This is a genomic window from Xanthomonas sp. JAI131 (genome assembly GCF_013410075.1).
GTDB lineage: Bacteria > Pseudomonadota > Gammaproteobacteria > Xanthomonadales > Xanthomonadaceae > Xanthomonas_A > Xanthomonas_A bonasiae.
The window spans coordinates 454,409-470,874 of sequence record NZ_JACCCN010000004.1 but is presented as its reverse complement, the minus strand read 5'-3'; the positions used below and the strand labels follow the sequence as shown (position 1 = coordinate 470,874).

Here is a 16,466-nt window from a genome sequence, read left to right as displayed (position 1 = left end):
ACGTGTCCGGCTTCGCGCGGCTGCCGCAGACTCAAGGCTTGGCCGGTTCCTGCGGTTTCGGCGCGGTTTCCTGGGTGATGTCCTCGACATCGCCGATATCCACGCGGCCCGGCGTGCGGCCGTCCCAGACCCGGTCCTGCAGCTTCCAGTACGCCGCCGGTTCCCAGAATTCCTTGGCGTAGAACACTTCCGGATCGACGCTGCCGCCGCGCGGACCGTTGATCTGCAGGGCGGAGGCACCGGAGTGGCCGAGCATGCTGCCGGTACTGCGCCCGGCTTCGCGGCGCAGCACCGCTTCCTGGCGCGGCTTGGCGACCGTATCGCCATACGTGGCCAGCATCTTCTTGTCCTGCTTGATCGCGCGCTGCCGCTCTTCGGGCGTCAGCTGGTTCCAGTACTCCATCTTGCGCGTGGTGAAGGCGTCGTAGCCGCGCTCGGAGGCCAGCGCCATCCACAGGAAGCCCATCGCGCGATCCTGCGCGCCGCCCTGGCCTTCCCAGTACATCTCGCCCAGGCGCGCCTGCGACGGCTTGTCGGCATAGCGCGCGGCGAGCTGGTAGTTCTTCCTGGCCTCGGCGAACTCGCCCTTCTTGTCGGCGCGGATACCGGCGCGGCGATAGAACAGGTCCAGGTGCGCCTCGAGGAAGCCGTCGGTCATCACCTGCGCCGGAATGTCGTCGAACGTACGCGCGTTGTCGGCGGCGCCAGCCGGGCCGGACAGCGCGAGCGCAACCGCAATGGCCAGCGCGGTGCAGCCGCCGACGGCATATCCCTTGAACCGATGCATAGAACTCTTCCCGTGAGTGCGATCGCCGACGATTCTAAATGGGCGTTGCAGCCGCGATCCATAGACTGATGGCCTATGCAGCCGAGGGCCGTGGCGCAGTTTTCAACCGACGTTCATGGTCGGTGTCGCGCCGACTGCAGCCGAACAGGGGCGGCGGATGGACGCACCAAGGCAGTGCAGAGCGCTTGCGCGGCGTCCGCCTGCGCATGCGGCTGAACTGCCAAACGCGGCGTCGCCTTCGGCTTACACAGTCTGGCTTACACGGTCTTTCGTCTGGCGCCGTAGCCGTCAGCCCGGCGCGGCGGATGGACTACCGTTGCAACGCGATCTGCAACGGATCGATACGGCCCTCGCCGCGCATGATCTTCTTGAACTCGGCGCGGCTCACCGACACGTAGCGTTCGTTGCCGCCGATCTCCACCTGCGGGCCGTCCTGCACGGCGTGGCCGTCGGCGTCCACGCGCACGGTCATCGTCGCCTTGCTGCCGGTGTGGCAGATGGTCTTGATCTCCTGCAGCTCGTCGGCCCAGGCCAGCAGGTACTGGCTGCCCTCGAACAGTTCGCCGCGGAAATCGGTGCGCAGGCCGTAGCACAGCACCGGGATGCGCAGCCGGTCGACCACCTCGCTGAGCTGCCAGACCTGCGCGCGGCTGAGGAACTGCGCCTCGTCCACCAGCACGCAATGCAGCGCGCCGTCGCGGGCGATGTCGTCCTGCAGCAGCGCCAGCAGGTCGGTGTCCGGCACGAAGGTGCTGCCGTCTGCGCGCAGGCCGATGCGCGAGGCCACCACGCCGCTGCCGTCGCGGTGGTCCAGGCGCGGGGTCAGGATCGCGGTGCGCATGCCGCGCTCGCGATAATTGTGCGCCGACTGCAGCAGCGTCGTGGTCTTGCCGGCGTTCATCGCCGAATAGTAGAAGTACAGTTTCGCCATGGCCCGATTCTAGCGCGGCGGACAACTCCGTCGCAGGCCGGATGCGCCCGGGAAAACCCGTTCAGCGCCCGCGCAGCGGCGCGGTCCTCGCCGCCGGCCGGCGCCCGCTACAATGCGCGGCCCAGGGAAGTCTTCATGCACGGTCTCAATCCCCCCCAACGCGCCGCGGTGCTGCATTGCGAAGGCCCGTTGCTGGTGCTGGCCGGCGCCGGCAGCGGCAAGACCCGCGTGATCGTGGAAAAGATCGCGCACCTGATCGCCACCGGCCGCTACCCGGCCAAGCGCATCGCCGCGATCACCTTCACCAACAAGTCGGCCAAGGAAATGCGCGAGCGCGTGGCCAAGCGCATCCGCGGCGATGCCGCCGACGGCCTGACCATCTGCACCTTCCACGCGCTGGGGCTGAAATTCCTGCAGATCGAGCACGCCGCGGTGGGTCTGAAGCGGGGCTTCTCGATCTTCGACGCCGACGATGCCGCGGCGCAGATCAAGGACCTGATGCACGGCGCCAAGCCCGATGCGATCGACGACGCCAAGAACCTGATCTCGCGCGCCAAGAACGCCGGGCTGTCGCCGGAGCAGGCGATGGCCGCGGCGCGCAGCAACCGCGAGCAGGAAGCGGCCAGCCTGTACGAGCGCTACCAGGCACGGTTGAGCACGTTCAATGCGGTGGACTTCGACGACCTGATCCGCCTGCCGGTGCAGGTGCTGGAGGAGAACGAGGACATCGTCATGGCCTGGCGCGAGCGCATCGGCTACCTGCTGGTGGACGAGAGCCAGGACACCAACGACGCGCAATACCGGCTGCTGAAGATGCTGGCCGGCCCGCGCGGCAACTTCACCTGCGTGGGCGACGACGACCAGAGCATCTACGCCTGGCGCGGCGCCAATCCGGAAAACCTGATGCAGATGGGGCGCGACTATCCGGCGCTGCAGATCGTCAAGCTGGAACAGAACTACCGCTGCTCCAACCGCGTGCTGCGCGCGGCCAATGCGCTGATCGCGCACAACCCGCACGAGCACCTGAAGACCCTGTGGAGCGACCAGGCCGACGGCGAGCGCATCCGCGTATGGGAATGCCGCGACAGCGAGCACGAGGCGGAGAAGGTCGCCGCCGAGATCGCCTACCTGGGCACCGCCAAGCAGGTGCCGTGGAGCGATTTCTGCATCCTGTTCCGCGGCAACTTCCAGTCGCGGCCGCTGGAAAAGGCCTTGCAGATCGCCGGCGTGCCGTACCACATCACCGGCGGCACCGCGTTCCTGGAACGTCAGGAAGTGAAGGACGTGCTGTCGTGGCTGCGGCTGCTGGTCAATCCGGACGACGATGCCGCGTTCCTGCGCGCGGTGCAGGCGCCCAAGCGCGAGGTCGGCGCGACCTCGCTGGCCAAGCTGGCCGAACTGGCATCGGCGAAGAACCTGCCGATGTCGCGCGCGGCCGAGTCGATGGGCGCGCTGCAGCAGTTGCCGCCGCGCGCGGCCAACGGCCTGAGCGATTTCGTCGACGTCCTGCACGAGTTGCGCACCGCCTCGCTGACCCTGTCCTCGGCCGACGTGGTGCGCCAGCTCGCCGAGCAGTCGGGACTGATCCGCGAACTGCGCAGCCAGTGCAAGGACGAAACCACGTTCCAGCGCCGCCGCAGCAACCTGGAAGAACTCGCCAAGTGGTTCGAGGGCGGCCCGCGTGGGGCCACCGTCGGCGACCTGGCCGCGCAGCTGGCGCTGCTGTCGCGCAACGACAAGGACGATGGCGGCAACCAGGTGCGGATGATGACGATGCACGCGTCCAAGGGCCTGGAGTTCCGCTACGTGTTCATCGTCGGCTGCGAGGACGGCGTGCTGCCGCACGAGGTCAGCCTGGAGGAGGGCAACCTGCAGGAAGAGCGGCGCCTGCTGTACGTGGGCATCACCCGCGCCAAGGAGCAGCTGTGGATGAGCTACAGCAAGCTGACCCGCAAGTTCGGCGAACACATCCGGCTCAAGCCCAGCCGCTTCTTCGACGAGATTCCGGCCGAGGAGATGCAGCGCGACGGCGCCGACCCGGTGGCCGACGCCGAGCGCAAGAAGGAGCGCGCCAATGCCGGGCTGGCGGCGATCCAGGCGTTGTTCGATTGAAGGCCGGGATTCGGGAGTGGGGAGTGGGGATTCGTAACGGCGGTTGTGCGCAGCACTGTACGTGGCAGGCCTGCGCGAAGTGATCTCCCTTCTCCCCTCGGGAGAAGGTGCCCCGAAGGGGCGGATGAGGGTACGGGCGCAGCCCCGCGCGCCCAAACCCAACGAGACGCTGCGCGCCGTACCCTCACCCCAACCCCTCTCCCGAGGGGAGAGGGGCTCGACGCGGTGCTCGTACATGGCCAGCCGGGTGCACTGTAGGAGGGGCTTCAGCCCCGACGCTTTTTTCTCAGCATTGCGGAATTGCAGCTTCGCGCATCGCGACTGAAGTCGCTCCCACAAGAAGCGGTGTCACCAGAGCCGCGGCACTCTCAAGCAGCGTCGATCGGCAGGCGCTCGGACGGAGCCGGTCGGGTGCACTGTGGGAGGGACTTCAGTCCCGACGCGGCTTCACTTGGTTGTGGCGCTGCCAGCTTCGCGCGTCGCGGCTGAAGCCGCTCCCACAAAAAGAAGAGGCTGCTTTCGCAGCCCCTACCTGCAGCAGTCCGCTGCCCTGCTTACGACGACAGGTGCTCGATCGCGGCGACGCTGCCGAGGCGGTCGCCCAGGCGCTTGAGCAGGGCCAGGCGGTTGCCGCGGATCGCCGGGTCCTCGACGTTGACCATGACCCCGTCGAAGAACGCGTCCACCTGCGGCCGCAGCCGCGCCAGGAAGTTCAGCACGGTGACGTAATCGTGCTGGCGCAGGGCGCCGTCGGTTTCCACGATCGCCGCTTCCACCGCCTCGGCCAGTGCGCTTTCGGCCGGCTCGCGCAGCAGGGTCGGGTCGATCTGCGCAGGAATCGCGCCCTCGGCCTTGCGCAGGATGTTGCGGATGCGCTTGTTGGCCGCGGCCAGCGCCTCGGCCTCCGGCAGCGTGGCGAAGATGCCGATCGCTTCGATGCGGCGGTCGAAGTCGTAGAGCGATCCGTGCGTGGCGGTCGCGGCTGAAGCCGCTCCTACAGGAGCCGCGCTTCCTTCAACCCCGCCCGAGAACAAGGCCGCCACCGCGTTGAAATGCGTTGCCGGCACGCCTTTGTCGGCGTAGTAGCCGCGGAGGCGCTCGAGGATGAAGTCGAAAAGAGCATCAAGTTCGCTGCTCGAGAATTCTGAACTTCCTTCCTGAGATAACTCGAGTTTTACGCCCTTTTTTGCGGCTACAAGGGCCGCTTGAGTTTTCTGCTCCGCTAGCGTAGCCGCAATGTCCTTGTTTACTTCGGCATAAGCGATGAAAAGAAGATGCCTTAGATCCACATCAAACCCACTCTCGATCACCGTCCGTGCCAAGCCCAGCGCATTGCGCCGCAGCGCGAACGGATCCTTGTTGCCGGTCGGCTTCAATCCCGCGGCGAAGCCGCCGGCCACGGTGTCCAGGCGTTCGGCGATGGCCAGCACCTTGCCCAGCGGCGACAGCGCGATGTCGTCGCCGGCGAAGCGCGGCTGGTAGGCCTCGTCGATCGCCAGCGCGATCTCGCCCGACTCGCCGGCGGCCTTGGCGTAGTGGCGCCCGGCGATGCCCTGCAGTTCGGGGAACTCGTTGACCATGCGCGACTGCAGGTCGTTCTTGCTCAACTCGGCGGCGCGGCGCGCCTGCACGGCGTCCACGCCGACCAGCGGCGCGATCGCTTCGGCCAGCGCGGCCACGCGCTGCACCTTGTCGGCGATGCTGCCGAGCTTGGCCTGGTAGGTCACGCTGGCCAGGCCCGCGCCCATCGCCTCGAGACCCTGCTTGAGGTCCTCGTCGAAGAAGAACTTGGCGTCGGCGAAGCGCGGGCGGATCACCCGCTCGTAGCCCTTGGCCACTTCGGCCACGTCGCGCGAGACGATGTTGGCGATGCCGATGAAGTGTTCGGTCAGCTTGCCGCCGGCGTCGAGCACCGGGAAGAACTTCTGGTTGCTCTCCATCGTCTCGATCAGCGCTTCCTGCGGTACCGCCAGGAATGCCGGTTCGAAATGGCACAGCACCGCCGACGGCCATTCGACCAGGTTCACCACCTGCTCCAGGTTGTCGTCGGAAATGCGCGCGCTGCCGCCGGCCTGGCGCGCGGCCTGCTCGACCTCGGCGACGATGCGCGCGCGGCGCGCATCCGGGTCCACCAGCACCTGCGCCGCTTCCAGCGCGGCCACGTAGTCGCCCGGCTGGGCCAGCGTGACCGGCGCGTCGTGCAGGAAGCGGTGGCCGCGGCTGACCCGGTCGGCCTGCACGCCGAACAACTGCACCGGCACCACGTCGTTGCCGAACAGCAGCACCAGCCAGTGCACCGGCCGCGCGAAGCCGTAGTCGTGGTCGCCCCAGCGCATCGGCTTGGGGATCGGCATCGCCGCGATCGCCTCGCGCAGGATCTCCGGCAGCAGCGCGGCGGTCTGCGCGCCGGGGGTCACCGCACGGTGCACGAAGCGCTCGCCCTTGGCGTCGCTGGTGCGCTCCAGCGCGGTCCAGTCGATGCCGGCCTTGGCGGCGAAACCGGCCAGCGCCTTGGTTGGCTGGCCGTCGGCGTCCAGCGCGATGTTGAGATAGGGGCCGAGCACTTCCGAGCGCTGCTCCGGCTGTTCGGCGGCCACGCCCGGCAGCAGCACCGCCAGCCGCCGCGGGGTGGACAGCGGCTTGGCGTCGCCGCGTTCGACCGCGATGCCGCGCTTCTCCAGCCCGGCGATCACGCCGTCGAACAGGGCCTGCGCCAGGCCCGGCAGCGCCTTGACCGGCAGTTCCTCGGTACCCAGTTCGATCAGCAGGGGATGTAGTGCGCTCATGTGTCAGACCTTGCTAGCGGTTCCCTTCTCCCTGCGGGAGAAGGTGCCCCGAAGGGGCGGATGAGGGTACGGCGGAGCCTGTGGAAGTTCAGGTCTGCAGGGCTTCGCCCCGGACCCTCACCCCAACCCCTCTCCCGGTGGGAGAGGGGCTCTATGGCCTCAGCGCTTCACGCCGGGGAAGCCCAGCTTCTCGCGTTGCGCGTGGTAGGCCTTGGCCACCGCCTGCGCCAGCGCGCGCACGCGCAGGATGTAGCGCTGGCGTTCGGTCACCGAGATCGCGCGGCGCGCGTCGAGCAGGTTGAAGGCGTGGCTGGCCTTGGTCACCTGCTCGTAGGCCGGCAGCGGCAGGCCGAGCTCGACCAGGCGCTGCGCCTCGCGCTCGCAGGCGTCGAAGCGGTGGAACAGCTCGGCCACGTCGGCATGCTCGAAGTTGTACGCGCTCTGCTCCACCTCGTTCTGGTGGTAGACGTCGCCGTAGGTCACCGGCGCGCCGTCCGGGCCGTAGGTCCACACCAGGTCGTAGACGTTGTCGCAGTTCTGCAGGTACATGCACAGCCGTTCCAGGCCGTAGGTGATCTCGCCCAGCACCGGCTTGCATTCCAGGCCGCCGGCCTGCTGGAAGTAGGTGAACTGGGTGACCTCCATGCCGTTGAGCCACACCTCCCAGCCCAGGCCCCAGGCGCCGAGCGTCGGCGATTCCCAGTTGTCCTCGACGAAGCGCAGGTCGTGCACCAGCGGGTCGATGCCCAGCGCCTGCAGCGAATCCAGATACAGCTGCTGGATGTTGTCCGGGTTCGGCTTCATCGCCACCTGGTACTGGTAGTAGCGCTGCAGGCGGTTCGGGTTCTCGCCGTAGCGGCCGTCGGTGGGACGGCGGCACGGCTGCACGTAGGCCGCGTTCCACGGCTCCGGCCCGAGCGCGCGCAGGAACGTGGCCGGGTGGAAGGTGCCGGCGCCCACTTCCAGGTCCAGCGGTTGGATCAGCACGCAGCCGTGCTGCGCCCAGAACTGGTTGAGGGTCTGGATCAGACCCTGGAACGTGATCGGAACGGACCGGGAGACGGGCATGCAGCAAAGGCCGGCAAAGGGGGTGCGCTAGTATAGCGACCGACTTGCGGGGACTTCCGCGCACCGGACCTGACCATGGATTCGCGACCTGCCGCGCAGCCGCCCGCCGTGCCTGTACCCGCCACCGTGTCGCTGCCGCCCGGGCGCCTGAATTTCGAACGCGTGGCCGCCGCGCTGCTCGCCGACGGCCTGGTCGCGCCGGCCGAGCGCGGCCGCATGCAGTTCTCGGTGCAGTCCGCGCGCACCGTCAGCGACGTGCACCCGCTGGTGCTGCTGTCCAACCTGAAACTGGCCGCCACCCGTCCGCCGGGCAGCGAGCTGGGCCTGGAACGGCTGACCGAATGGCTGGCGCAGCGCTGCGGCCTGCGCTACCTGCGCATCGACCCGACCCGGGTCGACGTGGCCGCGGTCACCGCCGTGGTCTCGCACGCCTACGCGCGCCGCCACCGCATCCTGCCGCTGGCGCTGGACGCCGAGCGCCTGCTGGTGGCGACCAGCGAGCCGCTGGCGCTGGACTGGCTGGGCGACGTGCAGCACCTGGCGCGGCGCCGGATCGAGATCGCGGTGGTCAACCCGCTGGACCTGCACCGCTACACGATGGAATTCTTCGGCGTGACCCGCTCGGTGCGCGGCGCCAAGGACGGGCGCAACGAGCAGAGCAGCGGCCTGCCCAGCTTCGAGCAGCTGGTGGAACTGGGCCGCGGCGGCGACGTGAACGCCGACGACCACCACATCGTGCACATCGTCGACTGGCTGCTGCAGTACGCCTACGAGCAGCGCGCCAGCGACATCCACCTGGAGCCGCGGCGCGAGGCCGGGCGCATGCGCTTCCGCATCGACGGCGTGCTGCACAAGGTGCTGGAAGTGCCGCCGGCGGTGATGACCGCCATCGTCAGCCGGATCAAGGTGCTCGGACGCATGGACCTGGCCGAGCGCCGGCGCCCGCAGGACGGGCGCATCAAGACCCGCTCGCCGGGCGGGCGCGAGACCGAGATGCGCCTGTCGACCATGCCCACCGCGTTCGGCGAGAAGTGCGTGATGCGCATCTTCGACCCGGACGCGGCGTTCAAGAGCGTGGACCAGCTCGGCTTCAGCGCGCAGGAAGCGGCCGGCTGGGCGGCGCTGGTCGAACGCCCGCACGGCATCGTGCTGGTCACCGGCCCGACCGGCTCGGGCAAGACCACCACGCTGTACTCCACGCTCAAGCGCCTGGCCACGCCGGACGTGAACGTGTGCAGCGTCGAGGACCCGATCGAGATGATCGCGCCGGAGTTCAACCAGATGCAGGTGCAGACCAACATCGACCTGGACTTCGCCAGCGGCGTGCGCACCCTGCTGCGGCAGGACCCGGACATCATCATGATCGGCGAGATCCGCGACCTGGAGACCGCGCAGATGGCGGTGCAGGCCTCGCTGACCGGGCACCTGGTGCTGTCCACCCTGCATACCAACGACGCGCCCTCGGCGATCACCCGCCTGCTCGACCTGGGCGTGCCGCACTACCTGGTCGCTTCCACCCTCAACGGCGTGCTGGCGCAGCGCCTGGTGCGCACGCTGTGCACGCACTGCAAGCGCCCGCACACGCTCAGCGACATCGAATGGGACGCGCTGCGCGAGCCGGGCGAAGCGCTGCCGGAAGAGCTGCAGGTCCACGCCCCGGTCGGCTGCCTGGAATGCCGCCGCACCGGCTACCTGGGCCGGGTCGGCCTGTACGAACTGCTGCCGGTGACCCCTCGCCTGCGCGCGCTGATCCGCGCCGACATGGACCTGGCCGGCTTCAGCCGCGCCGCGCAGGCCGAGGGCGTGCGCAGCCTGCGTCGTGCCGGCCTGGAAAAAGTCGCCGCCGGCCTGACCACCATCGAGGAAGTGCTGTCGGTGCTGCCGCCGCGCGAGTGAGGCGGCCACGGGCGATTTCACCGCGCGGGTGCACGCCGCCCGGGGCGAAGCGCCGATCGCCGATGCGCGCGATGGCGTGCGGCAACTCCGCGAGGCGGCTGTGGCGAAGATCGCGACCATCGCCGCACGCGAAATGCTGGCGGTCATCCCCGCCGCGTTCACCGGCGCGGACGCAGCGCTGATGCCAAAACCGACGTGCGGCGGCGGCAAACGACTGTCGTGCAGCTGAATTGCGACGCGCGACAGCCCCGCAGTGCGCCGCAGACTTGGAAAAAGCCGCGAAGGTCTGTCTACAATCGGGTCGACCCCCTCCGAGTTGCCGCCCGCCGATGACGCCTGCGCCCTTCCTGATCCTCGAAACCGGCGAGCCGGTGGCGACGATGCGGCGCTATGGGCGCTTCCCGCACTGGATCCGCGTCGCCGCCGGGCTGGCCGAGCGCGACACGGTGGTCGCCAATGTCGCCGGCGGCGCCGCATTGCCCGCGCGCACGGGCTTCGCCGGCATCATCGTCACCGGCTCGGCCGCCTTCGTCACCGACCGCGCCGACTGGAGCGAGCGCTCGGCCGACTGGCTGCGCGAGGCCGCCCACGCCGGCACGCCGCTGCTGGGCATCTGCTACGGCCACCAGCTGCTGGCGCACGCGCTGGGCGGGGAGGTGGCCTACAACCCGGCGGGGCGCGAATCGGGCACCGTGCACATCGACCTGCATCCGCCGGCGTTCGACGATCCATTGTTCGCCGGCCTGCCCGAACGCTTCCCGGCGCACGCCACGCACCTGCAGACGGTGCTGCGCGCGCCGGCCGGCGCCACCGTGCTGGCGCGCTCGGCGCAGGACCAGTGCCATGCCTTCCGCTGGGGCGAGGCGGCCTGGGGCGTGCAGTTCCACCCGGAATTCGCCACCCACCACATGCGCGGCTACGTGCACGCCCGCGCCGAGTGTCTACGCAGCGCCGGCCGCTGCGCCCGTACCATCGCCCGCGAGGTCAGCGCCGCGCCGCTGGCGCGCAAGCTGCTGCGGCGCTTCGTTCAGCACGCGCGCGGCCAGCAAACCGCCGGCGGCCAGGCAAAACCGCGATAATCTGTACAGGCGCCGCGCTGTACGGCGTCCCCCACTTCGGATTGGCAATGATCGAGATTCGCAAGCTGCCGGCCTCGGCCGGCGCGGAATGGCTGTTGAGCGGAATTGCGCTGCTGCGCCGGGCGCCGCTGGCGCTGGGGCTGCTGGGCGTGATCTGGGGCCTGGCGGCGCTGTTGGCGCTGCTGATGGGCGCGCTGAATCCGACCCTGGGCATGCTGGCGCAACTGCTGCTGGGCCTGGCCGGACCGCTGCTGTTCGGCGGGCTGGTGTGGGCGGTGCGCGAAGTGGACCAGGGCCGTGTCGCGCAGCCGGCGCATCTGCTGCAGGGCCTGCACGACGGCCGTGCGCCGCGCCTGCTGGTGGCGCTGCTGCCGCAGGTGCTGGTCGGCCTGGCGCTGGGTGCGCTGGCCCTGGTGGTGGTCGGCCAGAGCGGCTGGGAGCAGCTGGGCACGGTGATGAACCAGCTCAACGAACTCGGCCAGTCCAGCGCCCAGCCGGATCCGGCGCAGGTCGAGCAACTGGTGGCCACGCTGCCGGCGATGCGCATCCTGCTGTGGCTGCTGATGGTGTTCGTCGGCTTCGTGGCGGTGACGCTGACCCTGTTCGTGCTCGCCCCGCAGGTGATGTTCGACGGCCGCGGCGGCCTGGCGGCGATGCGCAACAGCCTGCGCGCCTGCCTGCACAACCTGCCGGCGATGCTGGTGTTCTTCGTCCTCGCCTTCATCGCGATGTTCGCGCTGTATTTCGCCCTGGTGCTGGTGATCCTGCTGGTGCAGGCGCTGGCCGGGCCGACCATCGCCGCCCTGGTCGCGCAGTTGCTGCTGATGGCACTGGCGATGCCGGCGCTGGCCGGCGCGGTCTACGCGGCCTGGAAGCAGATGTTCGTGCACAGCGGCGACGCCGCGCCCGCGGTGCCGCCGCCGCCTTCGAATGTGTTTGCGGCTTGATTGAAGGCCGGGATTGGGGAGTCGGGATTGGGGATTCGTAAAAGCGGGAGCTGACGGTTTTCCGGTCGTCCGCTTTTGCAGAGCTCTGGCCTTGCCAGGTCGTCGCATCTGTAGGCGCGGCTTCAGCCCTGACGCTTTCGGCTTCGTGGATTGCCGCGATTGACGAAGCCTGAGGTTCCTGGAGCCGCGCTACGTGGCGAAGGCGCGGCCGCCCCGGCCTTTGCGAATCCCCAATCCCTAATCCCGAATCTCTGCTTCAGACGGCTTCTTGGTTACCGCACTAGCCGCAATGATGCCGATCTCGTACAGCAGGCACATCGGGATCGCCAGCATCAGCTGCGAGACCACGTCCGGCGGGGTCAGCACCGCGGCCAGCACGAAGATGCCGACCACCGCGTAGCCGCGGCCTTCGCGCAGCTGCTGCGGGGTGACCCAGCCGAGCAGGGCCAGGATCACCAGCGCCACCGGCAGCTCGAAGCTGGCGCCGAAGGCGAAGAAGATCGCCAGCACGAAATCCAGGTAGGCGCCGGCGTCCGGGGTGAGCTGGATGATGTCCGGCTTGAACGTGGTCAGGAAGTGGAACACCGCCGGCAGCACCAGGAAATAGGCGAAGGCGCAGCCCACGTAGAACAGCAGCACGGCCGAGGCCAGCAGCGGCAATGCCAGGCGCTTCTCGCGCTGGTACAGGCCCGGGGCGACGAACGCCCAGGCCTGGTACAGCAGCCACGGCACGGCGATGAACACGCCCACGAAGAAGGTCAGCTTGAGCGGGGCGAACACCGCGCCGGCCGGGTGGGTGGCGATCACGCTCTGCCCGATCGGCAGCTGCGCCAGCATCGGCGCGGCCAGCCAGGTGTAGATCGGCTTGGAGAAGGGCAGCAGCGCCAGCACCACCACGCCCAGGCCGATCAGCGCGCGCACCAGGCGCGCGCGCAATTCGACCAGATGCTCGATCAGGCTGCTTTCGGCTTCCGGATTCATCGCGGCGCCTCAGGGTCGCCGTTGGGCGGTGCGGCGCCAGGCGCCGGCGGTGTGGGGGCAGGGTCGTGCGCGGCGGGCGCCGGCGCCTCGCTTGGCGCGTGCGCATGCGCGGTCGGCGCGGCTGGCGTGGTAGCCGGCACCGCGTGGTCGGCGGCGGGAGCGCCGGACGGCGGCAGTGGTTCCGGCGCTGGCGTCGTCGTCGGTGCGCTGGCCCCAGGCGCGCCCTCGGCCAGCGGTTCCGGCCCGGTCGGGTCGATCTCGCGGCGCAGCGCGTCGGTCTCGCGCTGCAGCTGCTGCCCGCTGTCGCGCAACTGCGATTCGGCCTGGCGCAGCGAGGCCTGCACGTCCTGCAGGCTGCGCTTGAGTTCCTCGGCTTCCAGTTCGCGCTCCAGTTCCTGCTTCACCGAGTCCCACTGCGCGCGCGCGCGGCGCACCCACAGGCCGGCGAAGCGCGCGGCCTTGGGCAGGCGTTCCGGGCCGAGCACCACGAGGGCCACCACTGCGATCAGCAGCAGTTCGCTGAATCCGATATCGAACACGCCGACAGCGTCCTATTCAGCGCGCGTCGCGGTCGCGCTCGGCCTGGGTCTCGCGGGACTGCTCGCTGCTGCGCGACTCGTCGCCGAGCTGGCCGGCGGGCTTGTCCTCGTCGCGCATGCCTTTCTTGAATTCCTTGACCGCACTGCCCAGATCCTTGGCGCCGCTGGTCAGCCGCTTGGTGCCGAACACCAGCAGCACGATCACCAGCACGACAAGCCAGTGCCAGATGCTAAAACCGCCCATGATCCGCTCGCAGAGAAGTCGTAAGGAATAAGGAGGATAACGCACCGCGCCGCGGTGCGTTCAGTGCGGCATGCCGTGCCGCGGATTCTAGCGGTTGCCGTCCAGCGACTCGGTGCGGATCTCGCCCTCGGACACTGGCTGGAAGCCCTGCTGCGGCGGCGTCTGCGGTGGCGCCTGCAGCGGCGCGGTGCTGGCGCCGTCGGCGGGTTCGGCCACCGGCGGCGGTGCGGCCTGTGCGGAAGGTTGCGGCCGCGGCGGCGGCGGGCCCATGGCGGCGCGTCCGGCGCTGTCCGTGCCGCGGTTCTGCCGCGCGGCGTAGGTGGCTTCCTCGAGCTTGTCGCGGAAGGCGACCACGTCGTTGGACGGCAGGCCGGTGGTGCGGCCTTCGAAGATCATGCGCGGGGTGGTGTTGCTGCCGTACACGTTGAGGTCGGCGGCATCGTCGATCTGCAGCGCCGCGCCGTCCAGCGCCACGCCGGCGAACAGGCCGCGCGCGCGCGACCACGACCAGATCTCGGCCTTGAGCTGGCCGTCGGTGGCGGCGGAGGCGTTGCGCCCGACCGGGCCGGCGGCGACGCCGGCATCGGCGCCGAGGGTGAACTTGCCGTTGACGATGTTGTCCAGGCTGCGGTCGTTGCGGAACACCAGCACCACGTCGGAGGACTGCACGCCGACCTGGAAGCCGATGCTGCCGCCGGTGAGCTTGACGAACACCGGATTGGACCAGGTGCCGTCGGGGCGCTTGACCGACATCAGGCCGTGGCCGCGGCGGCCGCCGATGACCAGGCCGGCCTTGAGCGTGTCCGGGATCACCACGATCGCGCGCCCCTCGTCGAGCAGCTTGTCGGGGATGGATTGCTCCGGGATCTCCTGGATGTCGGTCAGCACGCGCAGCGCGTTGCGGGCGCGCTCGTCTTCTTCCGGGCCGGCCACGGCGTGGCCGACGAACAGCGTGGTACTCAACAACAGGGCGAGGCGCGGCAGGCGGGGCATGGCGGGCTTCCGAAATAGGTCCGCAGCAAGATACTGCAAGTCCTTGAACTTAGTCACAGCGCAATGAATCGGCAATGAGTGCCACCGCAATACGCGGGCGTGTCGATCGTTGCGATAGACACGATCGCGACACGCGCGGCAGGCGGCTCTGCCACAATGTATGCATGAGCGACGCACCCGAAACCGCCGTGCTGGTGGTGAATCTAGGCACGCCCGAGGCGCCGACCGCGCCTGCGGTCGCCCGTTACCTGGCCGAGTTCCTCGGCGACAAACGCGTTGTGGCCATCCCCAAGCTGTTCTGGTGGCCGCTGCTGAACTGGGTGATCCTGCCGCGGCGCTCGCCGCGTTCGGCGGAGAAATACGCGCTGGTGTGGCTGCCGGAAGGCTCGCCGCTGGCGGTCTACACCCGGCGCCTGACCGAGGGCATGCAGCGCGAACTGCCCGGGCACCGCGTGGCCTGGGCGATGCGCTATGGCACCCCGGCGCTGGCGCCGGCACTGGACGCGCTGCGCGACGGCGGCGTGCGCCGGATCGTGGTGCTGCCGCTGTATCCGCAGTATTCGACCACCACCACCGCCTCGATCGAGGACGTGGTGCAGGCCTGGCAGGCGCGCAATCCGCAGCTGCCGGTGACCCTGATCGAGGACTATCCGACCGACCCGGCCTGGGTCGAGGCGGTGGCCGACAGCGTGCGCGCGCACTGGGCGCAGCACGGCCGCGGCGAGACCCTGTTCTTCTCCTTCCATGGCCTGCCGCAGCGCGTGGCCAACAATGGCGACCCGTATCCGCAGCTTTGCGAGGCCAGCGCGCAGGCGATCGCCGCGGCACTGGGCCTGGGCGCCGGCGAATGGCAGCTCGGCTACCAGTCGCGCTTCGGTGCCGAGCGCTGGCTGCAGCCGTATGCGGAGCCGAGCCTGTGGCAGCTGGCCGAGCAGGGGACCAAGCGGGTCGACGTGATCTGCCCGGGCTTCGCCACCGACTGCCTGGAAACGCTGGAGGAAGTGGCGATGGGCTTCGTCGAGACCTGCGCCGCGCGCGGCATGCAGGTGCGCTACATCCCCTGCCTCAACGACGCCCCGGCGCACGCGCGCGCGTTGGCGCAGCTGGCTGCCCGCGCCGCATGACGCTGCGCACGTTCGCCTGCCCGTCGCGGGTGGGCACGCTGGCCGGGCTGCGCAGCGGCGATCCGCACGGACCGAAGGTGCTGGCGCTGCACGGCTGGCTGGACAACGCCGCCAGCTTCGTGCCGCTGAGCGTGCAGCTGCCGCAGCTGGACCTGGTGATGCTGGACCTGCCCGGCCACGGCCACAGCGACGCCCTGCCGGCCGGCGCCGACTACCTGCTGACCAGCGCGCTGCATCCACTGCTGGACGCAGCCGACGCGCTGGGCTGGGAGCGCTTTGCGGTGATCGGGCATTCGATGGGCGCGGCGATCGCCAGCACCCTGGCCGCGGCGGCGCCGCAGCGGGTCGAGAAATTGGTCGCGATCGAGATGCTCGGCGGCCTGGCCGAGACCGTGGAGGGCACGCTGGAGCGGCTGCGCGACAGCGTTGCCGCGACCCGCCGCGCCAACAGCGCGCCGCTGCGCGTGTTCCCCGACCTAGCCGCACCGGTACGCGCGCGGATGCAGGCCAACCAGCTCAGCGAGCCGGCGGCGCGGCTGCTGGTCGAGCGCGGGGTCGAGGCGGTGGAGGGCGGCTACGTGTGGCGCAGCGACCGGCGCCTGACCCTGCCCACCGCGGTGCGGCTGAGCGAGGCGCAGGTGCAGGCGCTGCTGGCCGGCATCGACTGCCCGGCACGGGTGATCTACGCCGACCCGGCGCAACCGTATTTCCCCGAGCCGCTGCGCAGCGAGCGCGCGGCGCTGCTTCGCCATGGCCGCGTGCACCTGCTGCCGGGCACCCACCATCTGCACATGGAGCAGCCGGCCGCGGTGGCGGCGCTGTTGCGCGACTTCTTCTGAGTTGCTGGCCGGCGCCGTTCGCCGCCCTGCCACCGCTGCATCGCGCGACAGCCGCAGCGGGACGCTGCGCCGCTGGCCCGAGCCGATGCCGTCGCACGTCCAGCACACGCGTGTGGACGCCGACGCGTGCGCGGAGGTCG

General features: G+C 69.8%; 15 protein-coding genes. 7 read left to right on the top strand and 8 right to left on the bottom strand.

The window, feature by feature from the left end:
* Positions 1–31: 31 nt before the first annotated feature.
* Complete coding sequence (locus HDC36_RS18475; RefSeq protein ID WP_179570200.1) at positions 32–787, bottom strand: sel1 repeat family protein; 756 nt, start codon at positions 785–787, stop codon at positions 32–34.
* Between the two features lie 310 nt (positions 788–1,097).
* Positions 1,098–1,718 (bottom strand): thymidine kinase, encoded by a 621-nt coding sequence (locus HDC36_RS18470; RefSeq protein WP_179570199.1) that lies wholly within the window; start codon positions 1,716–1,718, stop codon positions 1,098–1,100.
* 135 nt (positions 1,719–1,853) lie between these two features.
* Here HDC36_RS18470 and rep point away from each other — a divergent pair, with 135 nt between their 5' ends.
* The gene (gene rep / locus HDC36_RS18465) at positions 1,854–3,830 is read left to right on the top strand and encodes a DNA helicase Rep (protein ID WP_179570198.1); all 1,977 of its coding nucleotides are present in this window, start codon (positions 1,854–1,856) and stop codon (positions 3,828–3,830) included.
* A gap of 554 nt (positions 3,831–4,384) precedes the next feature.
* Here the strand turns inward: rep and glyS are convergent.
* Positions 4,385–6,616 carry a glycine--tRNA ligase subunit beta gene (gene glyS, locus HDC36_RS18460; RefSeq protein WP_179570197.1) on the bottom strand — a complete coding sequence of 744 codons (2,232 nt, stop codon included), beginning with the start codon at positions 6,614–6,616 and terminating at the stop codon, positions 4,385–4,387.
* Between the two features lie 159 nt (positions 6,617–6,775).
* On the bottom strand, positions 6,776–7,684 hold the full coding sequence (glyQ, locus tag HDC36_RS18455) for a glycine--tRNA ligase subunit alpha (protein WP_003469925.1): 909 nt from the start codon (positions 7,682–7,684) through the stop codon (positions 6,776–6,778).
* Positions 7,685–7,759: 75 nt separating this feature from the next.
* On the opposite strand from glyQ, the gene HDC36_RS18450 reads away from it, so the two are divergent.
* The 4 genes from HDC36_RS18450 (at position 7,760) to HDC36_RS18435 (ending at position 11,606) form a co-directional block, all read left to right on the top strand.
* Positions 7,760–9,580: a GspE/PulE family protein gene (locus HDC36_RS18450; RefSeq protein ID WP_179570196.1), complete on the top strand. Its 1,821-nt coding sequence runs from the start codon at positions 7,760–7,762 to the stop codon at positions 9,578–9,580.
* Between the two features lie 28 nt (positions 9,581–9,608).
* Entirely contained in the window at positions 9,609–9,809 is a 201-nt protein-coding gene (locus HDC36_RS18445; RefSeq protein WP_179570195.1) for a hypothetical protein, read from the top strand.
* Positions 9,810–9,909: 100 nt separating this feature from the next.
* Entirely contained in the window at positions 9,910–10,659 is a 750-nt protein-coding gene (locus HDC36_RS18440; protein ID WP_179570194.1) for a glutamine amidotransferase, read from the top strand.
* 47 nt (positions 10,660–10,706) lie between these two features.
* Entirely contained in the window at positions 10,707–11,606 is a 900-nt protein-coding gene (locus tag HDC36_RS18435) for a BPSS1780 family membrane protein (RefSeq protein ID WP_179570193.1), read from the top strand.
* 237 nt (positions 11,607–11,843) lie between these two features.
* On the opposite strand, the gene tatC is transcribed toward HDC36_RS18435, so the two are convergent.
* The 4 genes from tatC to HDC36_RS18415 form a co-directional block, all read right to left on the bottom strand.
* Positions 11,844–12,587, bottom strand: coding sequence for a twin-arginine translocase subunit TatC (gene tatC, locus HDC36_RS18430; protein ID WP_179570192.1), 744 nt, complete (start codon positions 12,585–12,587; stop codon positions 11,844–11,846).
* A complete protein-coding gene (gene tatB / locus HDC36_RS18425; RefSeq protein ID WP_179570191.1) occupies positions 12,584–13,126 on the bottom strand; it encodes a Sec-independent protein translocase protein TatB in 543 nt (180 codons plus the stop codon). Before tatB ends, tatC begins: the two co-directional genes overlap by 4 nt.
* A gap of 16 nt (positions 13,127–13,142) precedes the next feature.
* The gene (tatA, locus tag HDC36_RS18420) at positions 13,143–13,370 is read right to left on the bottom strand and encodes a Sec-independent protein translocase subunit TatA (protein WP_179570189.1); all 228 of its coding nucleotides are present in this window, start codon (positions 13,368–13,370) and stop codon (positions 13,143–13,145) included.
* Positions 13,371–13,457: 87 nt separating this feature from the next.
* Entirely contained in the window at positions 13,458–14,363 is a 906-nt protein-coding gene (locus HDC36_RS18415; RefSeq protein ID WP_179570187.1) for a YSC84-related protein, read from the bottom strand.
* Positions 14,364–14,527: 164 nt separating this feature from the next.
* On the opposite strand from HDC36_RS18415, the gene hemH reads away from it, so the two are divergent.
* Positions 14,528–15,487, top strand: a complete 960-nt coding sequence (gene hemH / locus HDC36_RS18410; RefSeq protein WP_179570185.1) for a ferrochelatase — start codon at positions 14,528–14,530, stop codon at positions 15,485–15,487.
* The gene (locus HDC36_RS18405; RefSeq protein ID WP_179570183.1) at positions 15,484–16,326 is read left to right on the top strand and encodes an alpha/beta hydrolase; all 843 of its coding nucleotides are present in this window, start codon (positions 15,484–15,486) and stop codon (positions 16,324–16,326) included. Before hemH ends, HDC36_RS18405 begins: the two co-directional genes overlap by 4 nt.
* Positions 16,327–16,466: the final 140 nt, after the last annotated feature.

Bases quoted from the DNA above. Each gene is read 5' to 3' on its own strand.
- HDC36_RS18475 (WP_179570200.1), bottom strand. From the start codon at position 787: ATGCATCGGTTCAAGGGATATGCCGTCGGCGGCTGCACCGCGCTGGCC.
- HDC36_RS18470 (WP_179570199.1), bottom strand. From the start codon at position 1,718: ATGGCGAAACTGTACTTCTACTATTCGGCGATGAACGCCGGCAAGACC.
- rep (WP_179570198.1), top strand. From the start codon at position 1,854: ATGCACGGTCTCAATCCCCCCCAACGCGCCGCGGTGCTGCATTGCGAA.
- glyS (WP_179570197.1), bottom strand. From the start codon at position 6,616: ATGAGCGCACTACATCCCCTGCTGATCGAACTGGGTACCGAGGAACTG.
- glyQ (WP_003469925.1), bottom strand. From the start codon at position 7,684: ATGCCCGTCTCCCGGTCCGTTCCGATCACGTTCCAGGGTCTGATCCAG.
- HDC36_RS18450 (WP_179570196.1), top strand. From the start codon at position 7,760: ATGGATTCGCGACCTGCCGCGCAGCCGCCCGCCGTGCCTGTACCCGCC.
- HDC36_RS18440 (WP_179570194.1), top strand. From the start codon at position 9,910: ATGACGCCTGCGCCCTTCCTGATCCTCGAAACCGGCGAGCCGGTGGCG.
- HDC36_RS18435 (WP_179570193.1), top strand. From the start codon at position 10,707: ATGATCGAGATTCGCAAGCTGCCGGCCTCGGCCGGCGCGGAATGGCTG.
- tatC (WP_179570192.1), bottom strand. From the start codon at position 12,587: ATGAATCCGGAAGCCGAAAGCAGCCTGATCGAGCATCTGGTCGAATTG.
- tatA (WP_179570189.1), bottom strand. From the start codon at position 13,370: ATGGGCGGTTTTAGCATCTGGCACTGGCTTGTCGTGCTGGTGATCGTG.
- HDC36_RS18415 (WP_179570187.1), bottom strand. From the start codon at position 14,363: ATGCCCCGCCTGCCGCGCCTCGCCCTGTTGTTGAGTACCACGCTGTTC.
- hemH (WP_179570185.1), top strand. From the start codon at position 14,528: ATGAGCGACGCACCCGAAACCGCCGTGCTGGTGGTGAATCTAGGCACG.
- HDC36_RS18405 (WP_179570183.1), top strand. From the start codon at position 15,484: ATGACGCTGCGCACGTTCGCCTGCCCGTCGCGGGTGGGCACGCTGGCC.